Here is a 15,601-nt window from a genome sequence, read left to right on the forward strand (position 1 = left end):
CGGTACCTGCATGACGCACACAGAGACCACCACAGAGACCACCCCAGAGACCACCCCAGAGGCCACTCCAGAGGCCACTCCAGAGGCCACTCCAGAGACCACCCCCGAGCCCACCACCGCCCCGAGCCCCCTCCTCGCCCCCGCCCGCCTCGGCGCCCACCGCCTCGCCAACCACCTCGTGATGGCGCCCCTGACCCGCAACCGCGCCGAGCGCGACGGCACCGCGACGCCGCTGATGGCCGAGTACTACGCGCAGCGCGCCACCGCCGGACTGATCATCGCCGAGGCGTCCACTCCCAACGCCGAAGGCCAGACGTACCCGAACATCACGGCCCTCCACACCGACCGGCACACCGAGGGCTGGCGCCAGGTGGTCAAGGCCGTGGACGCGGCGGGCGGCGGCCCGATGTTCCTGCAGCTCCAGCACGGCGGCCGCGCCGGACACCCCGACACCAGCGGGTACGTGCCCGTGGCCCCCTCGGCGGTGCCGCTGCCCGAGACCATCCACACCCCGACCGGGCGCCAACAGGCCGTCGTGCCACGGGAGATGGACCTCGCCGACATCCGCCGCACCGTGGCCGACTTCGCCGCCGCGGCCCGCCGTGCCGTCGACGCGGGCTTCGCCGGGGTCGAGGTGCACAGCGCCAACGGACATCTGCTGCACCAGTTCCTCGCGGGCAACACCAACCGGCGCACCGACGCCTACGGCGGCAGCGTCGAGAACCGCATCCGCTTCACCACCGAGGTCCTGGACGCCGTGGCGGACGCCGTCGGACCCGAGCGCACCGGCCTGCGCATCTCACCCGGCAACGCCGTCAACGGCATCGCCGAGACCGACACCGAGCTGCTCTACCCGGCGCTGATCGAGGCCAACGCCGGGAAGGACCTCGCCTATCTGCACCTCGTCTTCGCCGACCCCGACCAGCCGCTCTACGCCCGCCTGCGCGCCGCCTGGCCCGGCACCCTCATCGCCAACCCCGCCCTGCCCGCCGGACTCCCCGCCGACGGGGGCCGGGCGGCCGGGGAGCGCCTCCTCGCCGAGGGCGCCGACCTGGTCGCCCTCGGCCGGGCCTTCCTCGCCAACCCCGACCTCGTCGCCCGCATCCGCACCGGCGCACCCCTGAACCCCGTACGCGACAAGTACTTCATGTACACCGGGGGCCCGACCGGCTACACGGACTACCCGGCGCTCACTGCTGCAACGGCAGGATCGCGCTCTCGGGGATGACGCTGTGCTTCAGGTCCGCCGGGACGGGACCGTTGTGCGAGGGGTACTTGGGGCCCTGAGCGTTCCTCCGGTACACGGCCGTCGAGTGCTCGGGGTCGGTGTCGAACTCGGGGATGACCTTGTCGCCGAAGACCTCCAGCATCTCCAGGTGCTCCTCGTACGTCATCCCGCCCGTGAGCCCGAACACCACCTGGTCGCAGCCGACGGTCTGGTACGCGGCGACCTGCTCGCACACCTCCTCGGGCGTGCCGCACAGCATCAGACCGGCCTTGATGACCTCGTCGAGGATCTCCTCGCCGCCCAACTGGCTGAGCGCGATGGGGGGTTGCGGCCAGGTGATCGCGTCCAGGGACTTCGGCATCGTGTCGTGGTACAGGTTGACCAGCGTCACCAGGTAGCCGAGCCCCGCGTTCATGGCGATCTCACGGGCCCGCTTGCGGTCGTTCAGGCAGATGACGGTGTTGGTCATCATCACGTTGTTGTTCTGGTAGTCGCCCAGGATCTCGACCGGGTCCGCCGCCGCCTCCTTGTACGCGTCGATCCGCCCCTTCAGCTCGAAGATCGGCTCGAAGTTGAACGCGATCGCCCCGATCCCGAGCGACCCGGCCTTCGCGAACGACGGCGGGTTGCCGCACGCCATCCAGATCGGCGGATGCGAGTGCCCGTACGGCTTCGGCAGGATGTTGTGCGGGGTCGGCACCGTGAAGTGCTCGCCGTGGAAGGAGTAGTCGTACTGCTCCCACATGCGCACGATCTCCGGCGCGACCTCGTCCCACTCGGCCTTGGTGGTGGCCGTGTCCATGATGTTGAACGACGCCACCTCGTGGCTGCCCGCGCCCCGCCCGGTGCCCCACTCGAAGCGGCCCTCGGTGATGTGGTCCAGCATCGCGGCCCGCTCCGCGTACCGGACGGGGTGCTCCTTGCGCGGGGAGAGGCTGTTGATGCCGGTGCCGAGGTGGATGCGCTCGGTCTTCCCGGCGACATAGCCCATCAGGACCTCCGGCGCCGACATGTGGCTGTACTCGGTCAGCGAGTGGTGTTCGCCGAACCAGGCGTACTTCCAGTTGTGCCGGTCCGCCTTGATCGCGAGGTCCAGCTCCCGCTTCAGGGCGAGATGTTCGGAGGGCCGGTCGTGCGCGGCCGGACCGGGGACGAATCCGTTCAGGAAGATGCCGAACTCCATGAGGAGCCTCCGTGGTGCGTACGCGGTTCTGGATGCGCGAAGGATGCACCAGACAACGTCAGGGAGCCATGGGTACGGCGTATCTGGATCAAAGTCTTCCGGTGCGTACGGGGGCGGCTGCGCGCGCGATGAAAAGACCTGACCAGAGCGTGAAGTGACGAACCGTCAGGTCAGAGCCTGATGGGGCGTCAGCGAGCGCCTTCCGTGCCCTTGGCCAACCCCACCGTGCTGAACGCCGACTGGTCCCGCGCCGTCGTGCCCTCGGTGATCCACCAGTGCGTGGGGTGCTCGCCGTACAGGCCGAACGACGTGTCCGCGGCCCAGTGCAGCACCAGCTCGTCCTTGCCGTCGCCGTCGAAGTCCGCGGCCGCGGCCGGGCGTGCGTGGCGCCACTTCGCGGACGTCTTCTCGCCGCCGCTCACCTCCGGGCCCTCGCGGAGCACGGGCGTGCGCCGGTCCCCTTCGATCAGGGTGGCGCCCTCGTACGTGGCGACGAGGATCGCGTCGCGGCCGTCGCCGTCCGGGTCCGCGGTCACGAAGCCGCCGGGACCGTAGTCCGTGCTGCGGCCCTTCGGCGGTTCCGGCAGCCGGTGGGTGACGGGCGCGCCGCCCTTGCCCGGGTACACGGCGAGCGAACCGTCGACGTCCGGGGCCTCGGACTCGTAGCCGGGCTCGTTGTTGCGGCCGCCGTCGTCGCCGATCGCCACGTCCCGTACGCCGTCGCCGTCGAAGTCGCCGAAGGCGTGCGCGCTGCCGGCGCGCAACTCCTCGCCGCGCGCGGTCAGCGGGCTGCCCTCACGGGCCCGGTACAGCGTGTTCTGCGACTGCTCGCCGTCGCTCGGGCCCTGCACGAGCAGCGACGTCGCGCGCGGCTCGCCCGACGGGTCGATGGCGTCGGCGACCAGCGTGCCGTCGGCATACGGCAGACCGGCGTCGGTACGGGCGGGGGCCCCGGCCCGCGTGAACGGGCCGTAGAGGACGACCGGCCGCGTGCTCTCGTTGTGCGGGACGCCCGCCAGGCCGTTCTGCGCGATGCCCGCCAGATCGTGGTGCCCGTCGCCGTCGAAGTCGCCGCGCACCAGGGACGTCATGCCGAGCGCCGCCACGTCCTGCGGCAGCGGGATCGCGGTGGCCTCGCCCTGAGCCTGCGGGCCCTCGGGCCCGCCCCAGGTGACGCGCGGGAACGCACGCGACGCGTGCACCCGCCCGTCCGTCTTGGTCGTCCCGCCCACCGACGACACGAAGTCCGGGAACCCGTCCCCGTCCAGATCGGCCGTCAGCACGTCCCCGGCCGCGAGCGAGTCCCGGCCGTGCTCCCCGGGCGAGGCGGGCAGCCCCAGGTCCCTGCGCCCGTACACGGTGCGCGTCGCCGGGTCGAGGCCCTTCGCCGAGCCGTACACCACGGCCACCCGCTGGTCGGCGGCGGCCTGGTCGCCCGTACCGGCCGACACCGGCACCAGGAGGTCGCGGTGGCCGTCCCCGTTCACGTCGTCGGGGTCCTTCGTGCCCTCGCCCGCCTCGGGCGGCCGGCTCTCGCCCGGCACGGCGGGCTCCTTCGCCGCCGGTGTTGCGCCGCCCGTGGCCGAGTCCCCGCCCGCTGCGCCGCCGCAGCCGGCCAGCGGCACGAGCAGCAGGGACACGGCACAGAGCGCGGCACCGGACAGGGCGGCACGCGAGACGGCACGAACAGGGGTAGGAGAGGTCATGCGGACCACCTTCACACCCGGACGCGGACCGCTCAAGCCCCCGCAGTACGACTCCAGCTCAAGCCCCGCAGTACGACTCCAGCGTGCCGCGGCGCCGGACGTCGAGCGTGGCGCAGTGGAAGGAACCGCCGAACGGCGCGTAATGCAACAGGTCGCAGGGGATCGGCTCGAATCCCCACCGCTCCAGGGAACGCAGCATTCCGGTGTGGTGCCGGTCCGCGATGACGCGTTTCTCGTCGATCATCAGGACGTTCAGGCTCAGCCATTTCCCGCACAGCGACGTGAGTTTGAGGAGTTTCCCGTCGATCGGCTCCGGCTCGGGCGCGATCAGGATGTCCCAGGAGTCGAGCGCCGCCGGCAGCCGGTCGGGATTCACGTACTCGGGATTGATCAGGGCCTTTCCCGGAGCCAGTACGAGAAAGGTCGTGTCGATGTGCATGGGGGTGCGGCAGCTGCTCTCGATCTCGTGGATACGGAATCCGGGGCCGAGGTGGCGGCGCAGCCAGTCGATGCCCGTCGCGTTGGTGACATTGCTCCGTGTGACGAACAGATCGCGGCCCGCCCGCACGAAGTCCGCCGCGTCGAAGACCGGCTCGAACTCGGTGAGGATGTACCGCATCTCCTCGCCCGGCCCCGGCGGGCGGAACCCCGGCACGAACAGCTCGTCGGTGAGCTGCGGCCGCGGCGCCGCCGTCCAGCGGGCGCCGCCCCGGAAGTACTCCTTGAGCAACGGCCGGTAGGAGTCGGTCTCGTACGAGCGGCACGGCCAGGCCATCGGTGTCTCGATGATCTCGTCGCCGATCACGAGCAGACTGTCGCGCGGGCACGTGTTGCAGAATCCGCGCGAGGACCATGCGGGAGTGGTGAACCGGCGGCGGTGATCGGCCACTTCGGGCCGCCGCACGGTGACGCCGAGGGATTCGAGCAGCGCGATGAATCCGTCGAGTTCGTCCTGCGCCCGTTCCACCAGTATCCGCGGATAACGAGAACCCGCCGCGAGCCGCTGAAACCGCGCGGCCCACGGCGGGATGTTGCACGTCACCACGGGATGGCTGGACGGAATCGTCGCGCCTTCGAGCCGCCCCACGACGACTTCCTCCAACGGGTCCCATTCGTTGTGGGAGTTCACCGGAGAGGGAGCGAAGGGAGAGGAAGCGACAGGAGAGAGAGCGGAAGAAGAAGTCATACGTACTCCAGCGCCTTTTCCCCGACACGGACCCTTTCGAGAATAGGCGAGGGAGACGGACCGGTTCGGCAGCGGCGCTGCGGGCCCGTCCCGGAAGGCCCGCCGCGCCGCCCGGTCACATCGGGCGGACGGTGAGGACCTGCTGCGCGTGGCCGACGGCCCCCTCGACGTCGTGCAGGACGGTGCTGGTGATGCCCTGCCCGGTCGGCCCGAACGTGACCGTGGTGTCCAGGCCCGTCCACCCGCCGACCGGCTGCCGGTGCAGATGAAGGGTCAGGTCGACGTTGGGGAACATCCACTCCGTGGGCGACCGGCGTACGGCGATGCCGTTGGCGGTGTCCACGAGCGCCACGTACGAGGCGAGCGCGCTGCTGGGCTGACCTGCGACGAGGTCCAGCGGGGTGGAGATCCAGGCGGTGGTGCGGCCGGGCTGCGGCGGCGCGAGCGGTCGCACGTCGATGGAGGCGATGTACCCGCCGGGCCACACGGACTCCATCGGCCAGGGCGCCACCTCCTGCGGCGACGTCAGCCGGCCCGCCGCGCCCCCGGCGACCGAGGACGTGTCGGCGGCGGCGAGCCGCCAGGCCCTCGCCCGTACCACGGGCCGCCCGGCGATCAGCGCCACGGCCTCAAGCAGCTCGATCGTACGGCCGGGCCGCAGCGTCTCCACCCGGATCTCGATCTCGTCCAGGGCGAGCCGGCCGAGGATGTCGAAGCTGATCCGCGACAGCAGCAGCCCGTCGTCCGGGAGGTCCTGCGTGCGCCTCCGCTGAGCGAGGTGCCGGTCCATGGCGTGCACAAGGAGGCCGCCGAGCGGGCTGAAGTGCTGCTCGTCGACGCTCCAGGCACCGCTCGCGTGCGGGGTGGGCTTGTAGCGGTGCTCGTCGATGGACTCGAAGTAACTGCCGGTGTTCAACGGGTGGTTCCCTCTCGGCTCGCGGACGTTCGGGCGCGGCACCGCGAAGCGATCCGGGCCGGTCGAGCCCGGTCCGCGCGGTGGAGTGCCCCAGCGAGAAGGGTGCGGCATACACAGGTCTCGGCGCCAGCCCCGACCGATGTGACCTCGACGGATCGGCCGGCGTGACCCCGTCGCATGGGCCGACGTGACCCCGACGGGTCGGCCGATGTGTCCTCCGACGGATCGGCCGGCCGGGCTCCCCTGAGACCCGGCCGGCCTGCCCCCGTTGCCCCGGCGCGCTCGCACGCGCCGGGAATCCCTCGACTCAGCGGGTGAGCCGCCCGGTTCAGCGGGTGAGTTCGGTGAAGCGGCGGGTCAGCTCGGCGCTGCCCTGCTCGGTCAGGCTGCCGTGCAGGCGCAGCCGGGAGATGCCGCCGTCGGGGTACACGTCCAGGCGCACAGCGGTGGCCGTGGCCGGCGCGGCCAGCGGCAGCCGGTGCAGGGTGTCGGGCTGAAGGCGGGTGCGCGGGACGATCTCGGTCCACTCGCCGCTCTCGCCGTCCCGCACGGACAGGCTGATCCAGCCCGCCGAGTTGCCCTTCAGGTAGGCCGTGTCGACCTCGACGGCACGGATCTCGCCCTGCGCCGGCAGGCGGTACTCGATCCAGTCGTTGCCCTTGTCGCGGCGGCGGCGGGTCTCCCAGCCGTCGTCCATCTTGCGGGAGGTGCCGGGCAGGATCGTGTTGCCGGGGGAGGAGTAGAACGCGTCCGAGGCGTCGGTGACCGTACCGCCGTTGACCACGCACGCCAGGTCGAAGCTGCCCAGGAGCGCCAGCCACGCCGGGTCGGGCACGACCTCGCCGTGCACGCGGAGGCGCGCGATGCCGCCGTCGGGGTGCTGGTTCAGGCGCAGGTGCGTGAAGCGGCGCTCCGCCGTGACCTCGAAGCCGTTGGCTGCGTGACCGCGCACCGCCGTGCGGGGCACGATCTCCTCCCACTTCACGGCGTCGGACAGCAGCTCCTCCGGACCGGCGTCCGGGCGGGCGCAGGCGCCCTCGATGCTGATCTGCTGCGGGTAGTTGCCGCGGAAGTGCGCGGTGTCGACGATGACGCCGCGGACGATGCCGGGAACGCCGAGCCGGATCACCGCCCAGTCGTGCTCCTCGGCCTCCGGGTGCGGGGTGTCGGCGCCCGCGCCGCGCCGCCGCCGGGTCTCCCAGCCGTCCATGACCTTGCCCTTGTGGCCGAAGGCCTCCGGGTCGAACACGGCGCGGTGCGGAAGGAGCAGGTTCTCGCGCTGCGCGAAGAACTCGTCGTTGGCGGCGATCACGCCGCCCCCGAGCCGCCGGTCGGCGAGGTCGGGCAGCTGGGTGAAGCCGAAGTCCCCGTCGCGGAAGTCGGCGTACGGGTCGCCTCCGCCGTACGGGTTCGCGTCGTTCTTGCGGGACGGGTCGAGGGTCATGGCCTGCCTTCCGTGCGGGTGCGCGCGCTGGTCGCGGTGCGCGGTGATTCGACTGTCACAGACGGCGAGCGCGTAGGTCCATCGAAAGTTTGCGAACGATACATTCAGCAGAAGTGAATGATCCTGCACGCTTCACTCCGGTTCGACGGAACTCGCTACGGAATCCGGTACGGAACCCGGCACGGAATCCGGTACGGAACCCGGCACGGCACTCAGTGCGGTCTCAGTGCAGCTCCACCCCCAGCGCCTTCTCCAGCAGCTCGGCCTGCTCGTCCGTCGCGAACACCATGAACGTGTCGCCGCCCCCGTCCTGCAGCCGCACGTGATCGCCTACGCGGAACCTGCGCCGGTCGACCTCCGGGTCCGGGTCGACGTGGCCGACGATCTCCGGGACGGCCAGGTGGTCGAGGTACCGGTCCGACAGGTGGTCGACGGACTCGCTGACCAGGACGCCGTTCCGCCGGAATTCGAGGGATTCGCCGCCCTCGCCGCCCTCGCCGCCCTCACCGTCCGCGCCGTCCCGCCGCAGCCGTACGTCGGTGATCGTGACCGCCCCACCGGTGAGCGCCGCGGCCTCGTCCAGGAGGTGGGCGTAGCTCTCCTCCAGGTCGTCCACGTCGTCGCCGTGGGCCGAGACGGCCACTCCGAACGACTGCAGGGCGTCGAAGACCCAGGACGGGTCGTCCATCGGGTCGTGCGCCCACGGTGCGAAGTCGTCGAGCACCTCGGCTACCCGCGCCGCCGGCACCATGCCGATGTCCGCCAGCACCTCGCCCACATACGCATACGTCGACGGTCTGAACCAGAACAGCACGTCCCGCAACGACTCCGCGGGGCGGCCGGGTTCGGGTTCTGCAAGGAGTTCGCGCAGGCAGCCCAGCGGCTCCGCCGCGCCGGGGAGCCGCTTGCCGGGCTGGTCCACGAACGGCACCCCGGTCCAGCCGTGCTCCCGCGACCCCAGGGCGCCCGGCTCGGCGGCCGCGTCTAACGGGGCGTACTGCCACATCGCGCCGAAGTTCCGGCGGATCACCTCGCCCAGGTACCAGCAGGCGCCCTGCACGAACGGCTCGTCCCGGGAGGCGTCGAACTCCTCGACGGTGGCGAACCGTTCACGTACGACACTCTCCAGCAGGTCCAGCGTCCCGGGGTGGAAGTTCCACCGCCAGGCCCCGCGGAACGCCTCCTCGGACCAGTCCGACAGGGCTTCGCGCCGCTCGGCCGTCCACCGCGCCAGGAAGGGGTGCTCGGCGAGCGGGCCCACCGGATCGACCTGCGGAGTGTGCGCCTTGACCGGGGACCAGCCCGGAACCTGCTCGGCCAGCGCGGCGACCGCGGCCCGCAGCCGGGCCACCTCCGCCGCGAACGCCCCGCCCGAACCACCCCGCAGCGCATGCGCGATCAGCAGCTTCGGCGCGAGCGGCGAGAGCCCCAACTCGGCGTCGGGGCACACCACCGGCTGCCCCGGGGCGCCGTCCACGGGCCGCGTGTGCCAACCCCAGGCCCCGCCCGCGACGCCGAGCAGCACCTCACCCACGTACGCAGCGGCCGACTCGGTCCACTCGGTCCACTCGGCCCGAACCGGTGTCCGCGAAGCATCCGAGGCCCCTGGGCCGTCGGACGCCGGGGGCGGTGGGGCCGACGGCCCGAAGCGCCTCAACAGCTCTCTCTCCAGGGCGTCCAGAGAACCCGGTGTGAAGTCGAACCACTCCCCGTCGGGCAGCAGCACCTTGTCCAGGAGCAGCAGCCGGTACGGCAGCCGGCCGGTCCACCGCTGCAGCAACTGCTCCGGATCCAGGGCCTCGACCGCCCCGTCCGCACGCGTCTCACTGGTCATACGGCCACCCTAGAGGCGACCACTGACAACGCCGCCCGACCGCCGAACTCCGTTGTCCGGAAGGGGTGGTTCAGCCTCGGTGGCGGGGTACCCAACGCGGGGTACCCAACGGGGTGGTTCAGCCTCGGTGGCGGGTACGCCTATTGCGCGAAGACCGCACTCGCGAGCACCACATGGACGGCGGTGCCGCCGAGGATGCTCAGGAGTGCGTTGCGCCGCCACAGGTGCAGCCCGACGGTCACCGCGAGGGCGATCACCGGGGCGAGGGCCCGGGTCTCGGTCACCGGCAGGTCGCGCAGGCAGTACACCAGCAGGATGACCATGATCCCCGCGGGCATGCGCGTACTCAGGTACTGCACGGTGCTGCTGGCGCGCAGCGGCGCGAGGGCGGCGAACGGCAGGGCGCGCAGGGCCCAGGTGATGGCGGCGGACAGGGCGACCGCGGCCAGCAGGTAGGGCGTGTCAGGCACGACGGCTCCTCGCGGCGTCCGAGGCGCGCCTGCCCGCGAGGTGTCGGCCCGCGAGGTGTCGGCCCGTGAAGTGTCGGCCCGCGAAGTGCCGGGCCGTCAGCGCGATGGCGAACAGCGAGCAGGCGGCGAGCATCATCTGGGAGGGGAAGAGCACACGCGCGATCACCGCGCTGAGCAGGGCGAGCGCGGGCGTGGGCAGGTCGTCCAGGCGGTCACGGACCGCGTCGAGCGCGAGGACGGTGAACAGCGCGGTCAGGGCGAAGTCCAGGCCCGTGACCCCCTCGGGCACGAGCGAGCCGAGCAGCCCCCCGAGGGTGGCGCCGCCGACCCAGTAGAGGTGCATGTACAGCTGCAGGAAGACCGTCCGCCGCCCGGACCAGGACCGCGCCCGCTCGCTCGTGGCCAGCGCGAACGCCTCGTCGGTGAGGGCGAAGGTGCTGTACGCCCTGGCCGCCCGGCCCTTGACGCGGTGCAGCGGGAAGGACAGCGCGTAGAAGACGTGCCGGATGTTGACCAGGAAGGCCGTCAGTGCCACGGTCGCCAGCGGGACCACGGCCGCGACCAGCCCGATGAGCAGGAACTCCAGCGAGCCGGCGTAGATGAACGCGGTGAACGCGGTCGCCCACCACCAGGCCAGGTCGGCCTGCGTCACGAGCACGCCGAAGGCGAGCCCGAGCGGTACGAGCGCCAGGCCCACACTCGCGGAGTCCTTGAGTGCCGCGACGGCGGGCGGCCGCTCCGACGCGGGGTCGGGGGCCGGAGGCGGCGGGGCAGCGGGCGCCGACGGAAGGGCGACCGGCTGCGGGTCGACGGGCCGGACAAGGTCGTCGACGACCGGGGTAGGTATGGGCATGCCGCAATTTTAGGAAAGATTCGGCCTAATTTGGTTGCTGATGATGGCCGTATGATCTCCGTATGGGCAATGAAGTGCATATCGATGAGATCGACAGCGAAATCTTGTTTCATCTGAGCCAGGACGGGCGCCTGACCAACGTCGAACTCGCCAAGCGCGTGGGGCTGACTCCGCCGCCCTGTCTGCGCCGGGTGAAGCGCCTGGAGGAGAGCGGCGTGATCTCCGGATACCGGGCCGTCATCGACCCCGAACCGCTCGGCCGGGGGCTGGACGTCCTGATCGACGTAGAGGTGAGCGCGAACGACCGCAGGACGTTCCTGGAGTTCGAGGAGACGGTGACGTCCTTCGAGGAAGTCGTGGAGTTCCGCCGCATGTTCGGCCGCCCGGACTACTTCATCCGCGTGGCCGTCGCGGACCACGCGGCCTACGAGGTCTTCCTCACCGACAAGCTGAGCGCCCAGGCCTGCGTGCTGCGGGTGGTGTCCCACCTGACCATGAAGCGCATCAAGGGCGGACCTTGACCGATCCGCCCCGCAGTGGCCCGCCGCCAACCAGTCGAGTGTACGTTCGTACCTTCTGAAGTGTACGGTCGTACGCATGCCGACGGACCACTTTGCCGACGACCCCCGCACCAACCTGGAGCGGATGCTCGCGGGTGACCTCTACATCGCCGACGACCCGGAGATCGGGGTCCGCCAGCAGCGCGCGATGCGCCTGGCCGCCCGGTACCAGGAGCTCTACCTGGAGGACCGCGCCAAGGCCGGGACCGTGCTCGACGAGCTGTTCGCCGGGGTGGGGGAGGGCGTGGACCTGCGGCCGCCGCTGTACGTCGACTACGGCAGCAACATCACCGTCGGCGCGCGCACCTTCGTCAACTACCACCTGACCGCCCTGGACGTCGCCGCGATCACCATCGGCGAGGACTGCCAGATCGGCCCGAACGTCCAACTCCTCACGCCCACCCACCCGGTGGAGCCCGGCCCTCGGCGCGACAAGCTGGAGGCGGCGCTGCCCATCACCATCGGGGACAACGTCTGGCTCGGCGGCGGCGTGATCGTCTGCCCAGGCGTGACCATCGGCGACAACAGCGTCATCGGCGCCGGGGCGGTGGTCACCAAGGACGTTCCGGCGGGCGTCGTGGCCGTCGGCAACCCGGCCCGCCCGGTCCGCCCGGTCCGCACCCTCTGAGCTCCGTCAGTCCCCTCTGAGCTCCGTCAGTCCCCTCAGCCCCGTCAGTCCCTTCAGCCCCGTCAGTCCCCTCAGCCCTGCCAACTCTGTCGGCCTTGTCAGCTCTGCCAGCTCCGCCAGCTCTGTCAGCCCTGTCAGCCCCCGAACCCCTCCGAGGAGCACCGTCATGGCCACCGGGCACACGGACCCGCAGCGGCGCGCCCGCATCCTCGCCGCCACCCTCGACCACATCGCGGAGGAGGGCGTCGCGGGCGTCTCGCACCGGAAGATCGCCGCGCGCGCCGGGGTGCCGCTCGGCTCGATGACGTACCACTTCTCCGGCATCGACGAGCTGCTGCGCGAGGCCTTCACCGGTTTCGCGGACCACGTCGTGACCGTCTTCGAGGACCACCTGGGCCGCGCCCGCACGGCCGAGGAGGCGCGCGAGGCCGTCACGGATCTCGTGCACACGCTGTCCGAAGGGCCCCGCCGCGACCTGGTCCTGACCCAGGAGCTGTACACCCTGGCGGCGCGCCGTCCCGAGTACCGGGAGCTCACCCAGGCCTGGATGCGCCGCAGTCGCCACCACCTGGAACGCCACTTCGACGCGGCCACGGCACGCCAACTCGACGCGCTCATCGAGGGGTTGACCCTGCACCGCGCCCTCGACCCGGCCCCGCACGACCGCGCCCTGACCCGCGAGGCGATCCACCGCATCGTCACGCCGAGCAGCTGACCCCCGCCCCGAAGACCGCCCATGGGGCGTGCACCCTGACCCTCGGGGAGGCGCCCCGCCCCCTGCCCCACCTCGACCTCCCGGCCCGACAGCTTCGCCGCCACCCCGTCCCGTGTCACGGAAGGTTCGCAGCCCGCAGCCCGCAGCCCGCAGCCCGCAGCCCGCAGCCCGCAGCCCGCAGCCCGCAGCCCGCAGCTGCAGGTCGACCGGCATGCCGTCCGGCAGCCGGGCCGAGAACTCCCTCGCCTCCGCCACCTTCGGCTCCCGCACCTTCCGCAGCCCCGTCGCCTCCTGCCGCTCGCCCGCCCCGGGCAGGCGGCCGACCAGCCGGATGTCGTCCACGCCGACCTTCACCTGCGCGAGAAGCGAGCGGACTCAGCCGCGTTCACGCAGGTACGCGTCCAACTCCGCGGCGCCGCTGAGCATCGCCCGGCCGCGGGCGGACAGGCGGCCGTGCCAGTCCGACAGGGCGCCCTCCAGCGGGGCCAGCCCGCCGACCGACCGCACCTGGGCGATCAGCGGGGCGATCTGCTCCAACAGGTAACCCCCGCGCCGGAGTTGGTGGACGAGCAGGGCGTCCCGTACGTCGTCCTCGTCGTACACCCGGTACCCGGTCCGGGGGTCGCGGCGCGGGCGGAGGAGCCCGGCGTGCTCCCACTTGCGGAGCGTCGCGGGCCGGATGCCGAGCCGGCCCGCCAGCGGGCCGATGAACGTGCCGCCGGGGGTGCCGCCGGGTGTGTCGCAGGGCGTGGACCGGTCGCGCGTCGTCGTGGGCTCCAGGTCGCGCAATGCGTTCTCCACGGCCCGCAAGGTCCGCCGGTCGTCGAGGAGTTGGGCGTGGCTCTCGTCGATCAGGCGGTACGCCTCGCCGTCCGCACCCGCGTTCACCGCCCGCAGAACCGACGCGGCCGTGGCGTGCCCATGGCCGGGCAGCAGCGCGAGGAACGCGCGCAAGGCGCTCGCGTGCAGCGGGGTGTACGCGCGGTAGCCGGCGGCGGTGCGGTCCGCGGGCGGGAGGATGCCGGCCTCCTCGTAGTTCCGTACCGCCTGCGTGGACAGACCGTTCCCGCGCGCCAGATCCACCGGCCGCAGCCGCACTCGGGTTTGAAGGTTCGACGCCATGACCACCGCACTCCCGCATGCTGCCGTCAGCAAAAGTCTCCACCGAAAGTTCAACGATACCGTTGATGTCATGGCCACCGACAGGAAGCACAGCACCGGCAGGAAGCACAGCACCGGCAGGAAGCACAGCACCGGCAGGAAGCACAGCACCGACAGGTAGCACACCACCGCCAGCGAGCACACCACCCTCCGCGAGCACACCACCGGCAGCGAGCACACCACCGCCAGCAAGCACATCAGCGAAGCCGCCCACGTCCTCGACGCCGCCGCCGTCCTGCGCCTGCTCCCCGCCCGGCCCCGGGTCCTCGGCCTCGGCGAACCCACGCATGGCGAGGACGCGCTGCTCGACCTGCGCAACGACCTGTTCCGGCAACTCGTCGAGCACGAGGGCTACCGCACGATCGCCCTGGAGACGGACTGCCTGCGCGGCCTGGTCGTGGACGCGTACGTCACCTCCGGCACCGGCACCCTCGACGACGCCATGGCGCACGGCTTCAGCCACGGCTGGGGCGCCTCGGCCGCCAACCGCGCACTCGTACGCTGGATGCGCGCGTACAACGTCCGGGCGGACCGCGACGGCCGCCCCGCCTCCGACCGCCTCCGCTTCGCGGGCTTCGACGGCCCCCTGGAGATCACCCACGCCGAGAGCCCCCGCCAGGCCCTCACCGCACTGCACGCCCACCTCGCGGCGCACCTGGACGCCGCCCTCCTGCCCTGCACCGCGGCCACCCTCGACGACCTGCTCGGCGCCGACGACCGCTGGGCCGACCCCGCCGCCATGACGGACCCGGCACGCTCCGTCGGACAGTCGCCCGAGGCACGCAGGCTACGCGCGTACGCCGACGACTTGACGGTCCTGCTCGAAGCACAGGCACCCCGACTCACCGCCCTGGCCCCCGGCGAGGAACGGCACCGTGCCCACCTGCACGCGCGGACCGCGACCGGTCTGCTGCGCTACCACCACTGGCTGGCCGACCCCTCACCCCTGCGCATGTCCCGGCTCATCGGAGTGCGGGACCACATGATGGCCGCCAGCCTCCTGGCCCTCGCCGAGCGCGGCCGGGTGCTCGTCCACGCCCAGAACGCCCACCTCCAGCGGGAGCAGAGCTCGATGCGGATGTGGGACCAGCCGCCGGTGGAGTGGTGGAGCGCCGGCGCGCTGGTGAGCGCCCGGCTCGGCGGGGAGTACGCCTTCCTGGCCACGGCCCTCGGCACCATCCGCCACCGGGGCGTGGACACCCCGCCCGCGGACACCCTCGAAGGACTCCTGTACGACCTCCCGGACCGGCCCGCCCTCCTCGACGCCTCCCGCCTCGCCACCGCCCTCGCCGACCGCCGCCCGCAACCCCGCACGTCCCCGTGGTTCGGCTACGCCCCGCTGGACCCGGCCCACTTGGCGTCCGTCGACGGCGTCGTGTTCCTGCGGGACGTACCGGAGACTCAGCCGCGCAGCGGCGCGTTGTAGCGCTCGAAGATGTCGTAGAGCTTCACGGCCCGGTCGCCGTACTCCTCCGCGCTGTCGTTGGTGCCGTTGTACCGGGTGAGGATCTGGTGGCGGGCGCCTTCGTCCCCGGCCCGCACCGCGGGGTGTCGCCGACGCTCGGTCATGGCGGTCCTCCCGCGTGTCGCGCCCAGGCCGTGCAAGGGCCAGGGCGTTCGCGTACGGGCCGGCGCGCCGTCAGTTCCGCGACTCCTGCACCGGCCCCGTTCCGATGGGTGTCGCTCGCACGAGCGTAGCGGCGCGGCCGCTGCCGCG

The 15,601-nt window shown here is 72.0% G+C and carries 16 protein-coding genes; 6 read left to right on the forward strand and 10 right to left on the reverse strand.

Annotation, left to right across the window (positions count from 1 at the left end):
• Positions 1 to 10 precede the first annotated feature (10 nt).
• The gene (locus QIS99_RS15515) at positions 11 to 1,228 is read left to right on the forward strand and encodes an alkene reductase (RefSeq protein ID WP_282513922.1); all 1,218 of its coding nucleotides are present in this window, start codon (positions 11 to 13) and stop codon (positions 1,226 to 1,228) included.
• Here the strand turns inward: QIS99_RS15515 and QIS99_RS15520 are convergent.
• The 8 genes from QIS99_RS15520 to QIS99_RS15555 all read right to left on the reverse strand — a co-directional run bounded on the left by QIS99_RS15520 (position 1,191) and on the right by QIS99_RS15555 (position 10,820).
• The gene (locus tag QIS99_RS15520) at positions 1,191 to 2,411 is read right to left on the reverse strand and encodes an LLM class flavin-dependent oxidoreductase (RefSeq protein ID WP_282513923.1); all 1,221 of its coding nucleotides are present in this window, start codon (positions 2,409 to 2,411) and stop codon (positions 1,191 to 1,193) included. The genes QIS99_RS15515 and QIS99_RS15520 overlap by 38 nt on opposite strands.
• Positions 2,412 to 2,599: 188 nt before the next feature.
• Positions 2,600 to 4,117: an FG-GAP repeat domain-containing protein gene (locus QIS99_RS15525; protein ID WP_282513924.1), complete on the reverse strand. Its 1,518-nt coding sequence runs from the start codon at positions 4,115 to 4,117 to the stop codon at positions 2,600 to 2,602.
• Between the two features lie 58 nt (positions 4,118 to 4,175).
• Positions 4,176 to 5,303, reverse strand: coding sequence for an amidinotransferase (locus QIS99_RS15530; RefSeq protein ID WP_282513925.1), 1,128 nt, complete (start codon positions 5,301 to 5,303; stop codon positions 4,176 to 4,178).
• 115 nt (positions 5,304 to 5,418) lie between these two features.
• Complete coding sequence (locus tag QIS99_RS15535; protein WP_282513926.1) at positions 5,419 to 6,219, reverse strand: thioesterase family protein; 801 nt, start codon at positions 6,217 to 6,219, stop codon at positions 5,419 to 5,421.
• 328 nt (positions 6,220 to 6,547) lie between these two features.
• On the reverse strand, positions 6,548 to 7,663 hold the full coding sequence (gene alc / locus QIS99_RS15540; protein ID WP_282513927.1) for an allantoicase: 1,116 nt from the start codon (positions 7,661 to 7,663) through the stop codon (positions 6,548 to 6,550).
• A 223-nt stretch (positions 7,664 to 7,886) separates the two neighbouring features.
• A complete protein-coding gene (locus QIS99_RS15545) occupies positions 7,887 to 9,497 on the reverse strand; it encodes a hypothetical protein (protein WP_282513928.1) in 1,611 nt (536 codons plus the stop codon).
• A gap of 140 nt (positions 9,498 to 9,637) precedes the next feature.
• Entirely contained in the window at positions 9,638 to 9,967 is a 330-nt protein-coding gene (locus QIS99_RS15550; RefSeq protein WP_282513929.1) for a branched-chain amino acid transporter permease, read from the reverse strand.
• Positions 9,960 to 10,820, reverse strand: coding sequence for an AzlC family ABC transporter permease (locus QIS99_RS15555; protein ID WP_282513931.1), 861 nt, complete (start codon positions 10,818 to 10,820; stop codon positions 9,960 to 9,962). The genes QIS99_RS15550 and QIS99_RS15555 overlap by 8 nt, the downstream gene beginning before the upstream one ends.
• Before the next feature lie 62 nt (positions 10,821 to 10,882).
• On the opposite strand from QIS99_RS15555, the gene QIS99_RS15560 reads away from it, so the two are divergent.
• From QIS99_RS15560 to QIS99_RS15570, 3 genes are all read left to right on the forward strand, one after another.
• On the forward strand, positions 10,883 to 11,341 hold the full coding sequence (locus tag QIS99_RS15560) for an Lrp/AsnC family transcriptional regulator (protein WP_282513932.1): 459 nt from the start codon (positions 10,883 to 10,885) through the stop codon (positions 11,339 to 11,341).
• A gap of 76 nt (positions 11,342 to 11,417) precedes the next feature.
• Positions 11,418 to 12,008 (forward strand): sugar O-acetyltransferase, encoded by a 591-nt coding sequence (locus QIS99_RS15565; protein ID WP_282513933.1) that lies wholly within the window; start codon positions 11,418 to 11,420, stop codon positions 12,006 to 12,008.
• A gap of 166 nt (positions 12,009 to 12,174) precedes the next feature.
• Positions 12,175 to 12,723 (forward strand): TetR/AcrR family transcriptional regulator, encoded by a 549-nt coding sequence (locus tag QIS99_RS15570; RefSeq protein WP_282513934.1) that lies wholly within the window; start codon positions 12,175 to 12,177, stop codon positions 12,721 to 12,723.
• A 375-nt stretch (positions 12,724 to 13,098) separates the two neighbouring features.
• Here the strand turns inward: QIS99_RS15570 and QIS99_RS15575 are convergent, their stop codons facing one another.
• Positions 13,099 to 13,845: a TioE family transcriptional regulator gene (locus tag QIS99_RS15575; protein WP_282513935.1), complete on the reverse strand. Its 747-nt coding sequence runs from the start codon at positions 13,843 to 13,845 to the stop codon at positions 13,099 to 13,101.
• Between QIS99_RS15575 and QIS99_RS15580 the strand changes: the two genes are divergently transcribed.
• Positions 13,844 to 14,005 (forward strand): hypothetical protein, encoded by a 162-nt coding sequence (locus tag QIS99_RS15580; RefSeq protein ID WP_282513937.1) that lies wholly within the window; start codon positions 13,844 to 13,846, stop codon positions 14,003 to 14,005. The genes QIS99_RS15575 and QIS99_RS15580 overlap by 2 nt on opposite strands.
• Positions 14,006 to 14,080: 75 nt before the next feature.
• A complete protein-coding gene (locus tag QIS99_RS15585) occupies positions 14,081 to 15,310 on the forward strand; it encodes an erythromycin esterase family protein (protein WP_282514011.1) in 1,230 nt (409 codons plus the stop codon).
• Here QIS99_RS15585 and QIS99_RS15590 read toward each other — a convergent pair.
• On the reverse strand, positions 15,286 to 15,453 hold the full coding sequence (locus QIS99_RS15590) for a hypothetical protein (RefSeq protein ID WP_282513938.1): 168 nt from the start codon (positions 15,451 to 15,453) through the stop codon (positions 15,286 to 15,288). The two genes, QIS99_RS15585 and QIS99_RS15590, sit on opposite strands and share 25 nt — an antisense overlap.
• Positions 15,454 to 15,601 lie beyond the last annotated feature (148 nt).

The sequence above is a fragment of the Streptomyces solicavernae genome (genome assembly GCF_029968095.1).
Classification (GTDB): Bacteria; Actinomycetota; Actinomycetes; order Streptomycetales; family Streptomycetaceae; genus Streptomyces; species Streptomyces solicavernae.

Excerpts from the sequence above, each read along its gene's own strand:
- QIS99_RS15590 (WP_282513938.1), bottom strand. The coding sequence starts at position 15,453 with ATGACCGAGCGTCGGCGACACCCCGCGGTGCGGGCCGGGGACGAAGGC.
- QIS99_RS15545 (WP_282513928.1), bottom strand. The coding sequence starts at position 9,497 with ATGACCAGTGAGACGCGTGCGGACGGGGCGGTCGAGGCCCTGGATCCG.
- QIS99_RS15560 (WP_282513932.1), top strand. The coding sequence starts at position 10,883 with ATGGGCAATGAAGTGCATATCGATGAGATCGACAGCGAAATCTTGTTT.
- QIS99_RS15575 (WP_282513935.1), bottom strand. The coding sequence starts at position 13,845 with ATGGCGTCGAACCTTCAAACCCGAGTGCGGCTGCGGCCGGTGGATCTG.
- QIS99_RS15565 (WP_282513933.1), top strand. The coding sequence starts at position 11,418 with ATGCCGACGGACCACTTTGCCGACGACCCCCGCACCAACCTGGAGCGG.
- QIS99_RS15570 (WP_282513934.1), top strand. The coding sequence starts at position 12,175 with ATGGCCACCGGGCACACGGACCCGCAGCGGCGCGCCCGCATCCTCGCC.
- QIS99_RS15520 (WP_282513923.1), bottom strand. The coding sequence starts at position 2,411 with ATGGAGTTCGGCATCTTCCTGAACGGATTCGTCCCCGGTCCGGCCGCG.
- QIS99_RS15515 (WP_282513922.1), top strand. The coding sequence starts at position 11 with ATGACGCACACAGAGACCACCACAGAGACCACCCCAGAGACCACCCCA.
- QIS99_RS15580 (WP_282513937.1), top strand. The coding sequence starts at position 13,844 with ATGACCACCGCACTCCCGCATGCTGCCGTCAGCAAAAGTCTCCACCGA.
- QIS99_RS15530 (WP_282513925.1), bottom strand. The coding sequence starts at position 5,303 with ATGACTTCTTCTTCCGCTCTCTCTCCTGTCGCTTCCTCTCCCTTCGCT.
- QIS99_RS15525 (WP_282513924.1), bottom strand. The coding sequence starts at position 4,117 with ATGACCTCTCCTACCCCTGTTCGTGCCGTCTCGCGTGCCGCCCTGTCC.
- alc (WP_282513927.1), bottom strand. The coding sequence starts at position 7,663 with ATGACCCTCGACCCGTCCCGCAAGAACGACGCGAACCCGTACGGCGGA.
- QIS99_RS15555 (WP_282513931.1), bottom strand. The coding sequence starts at position 10,820 with ATGCCCATACCTACCCCGGTCGTCGACGACCTTGTCCGGCCCGTCGAC.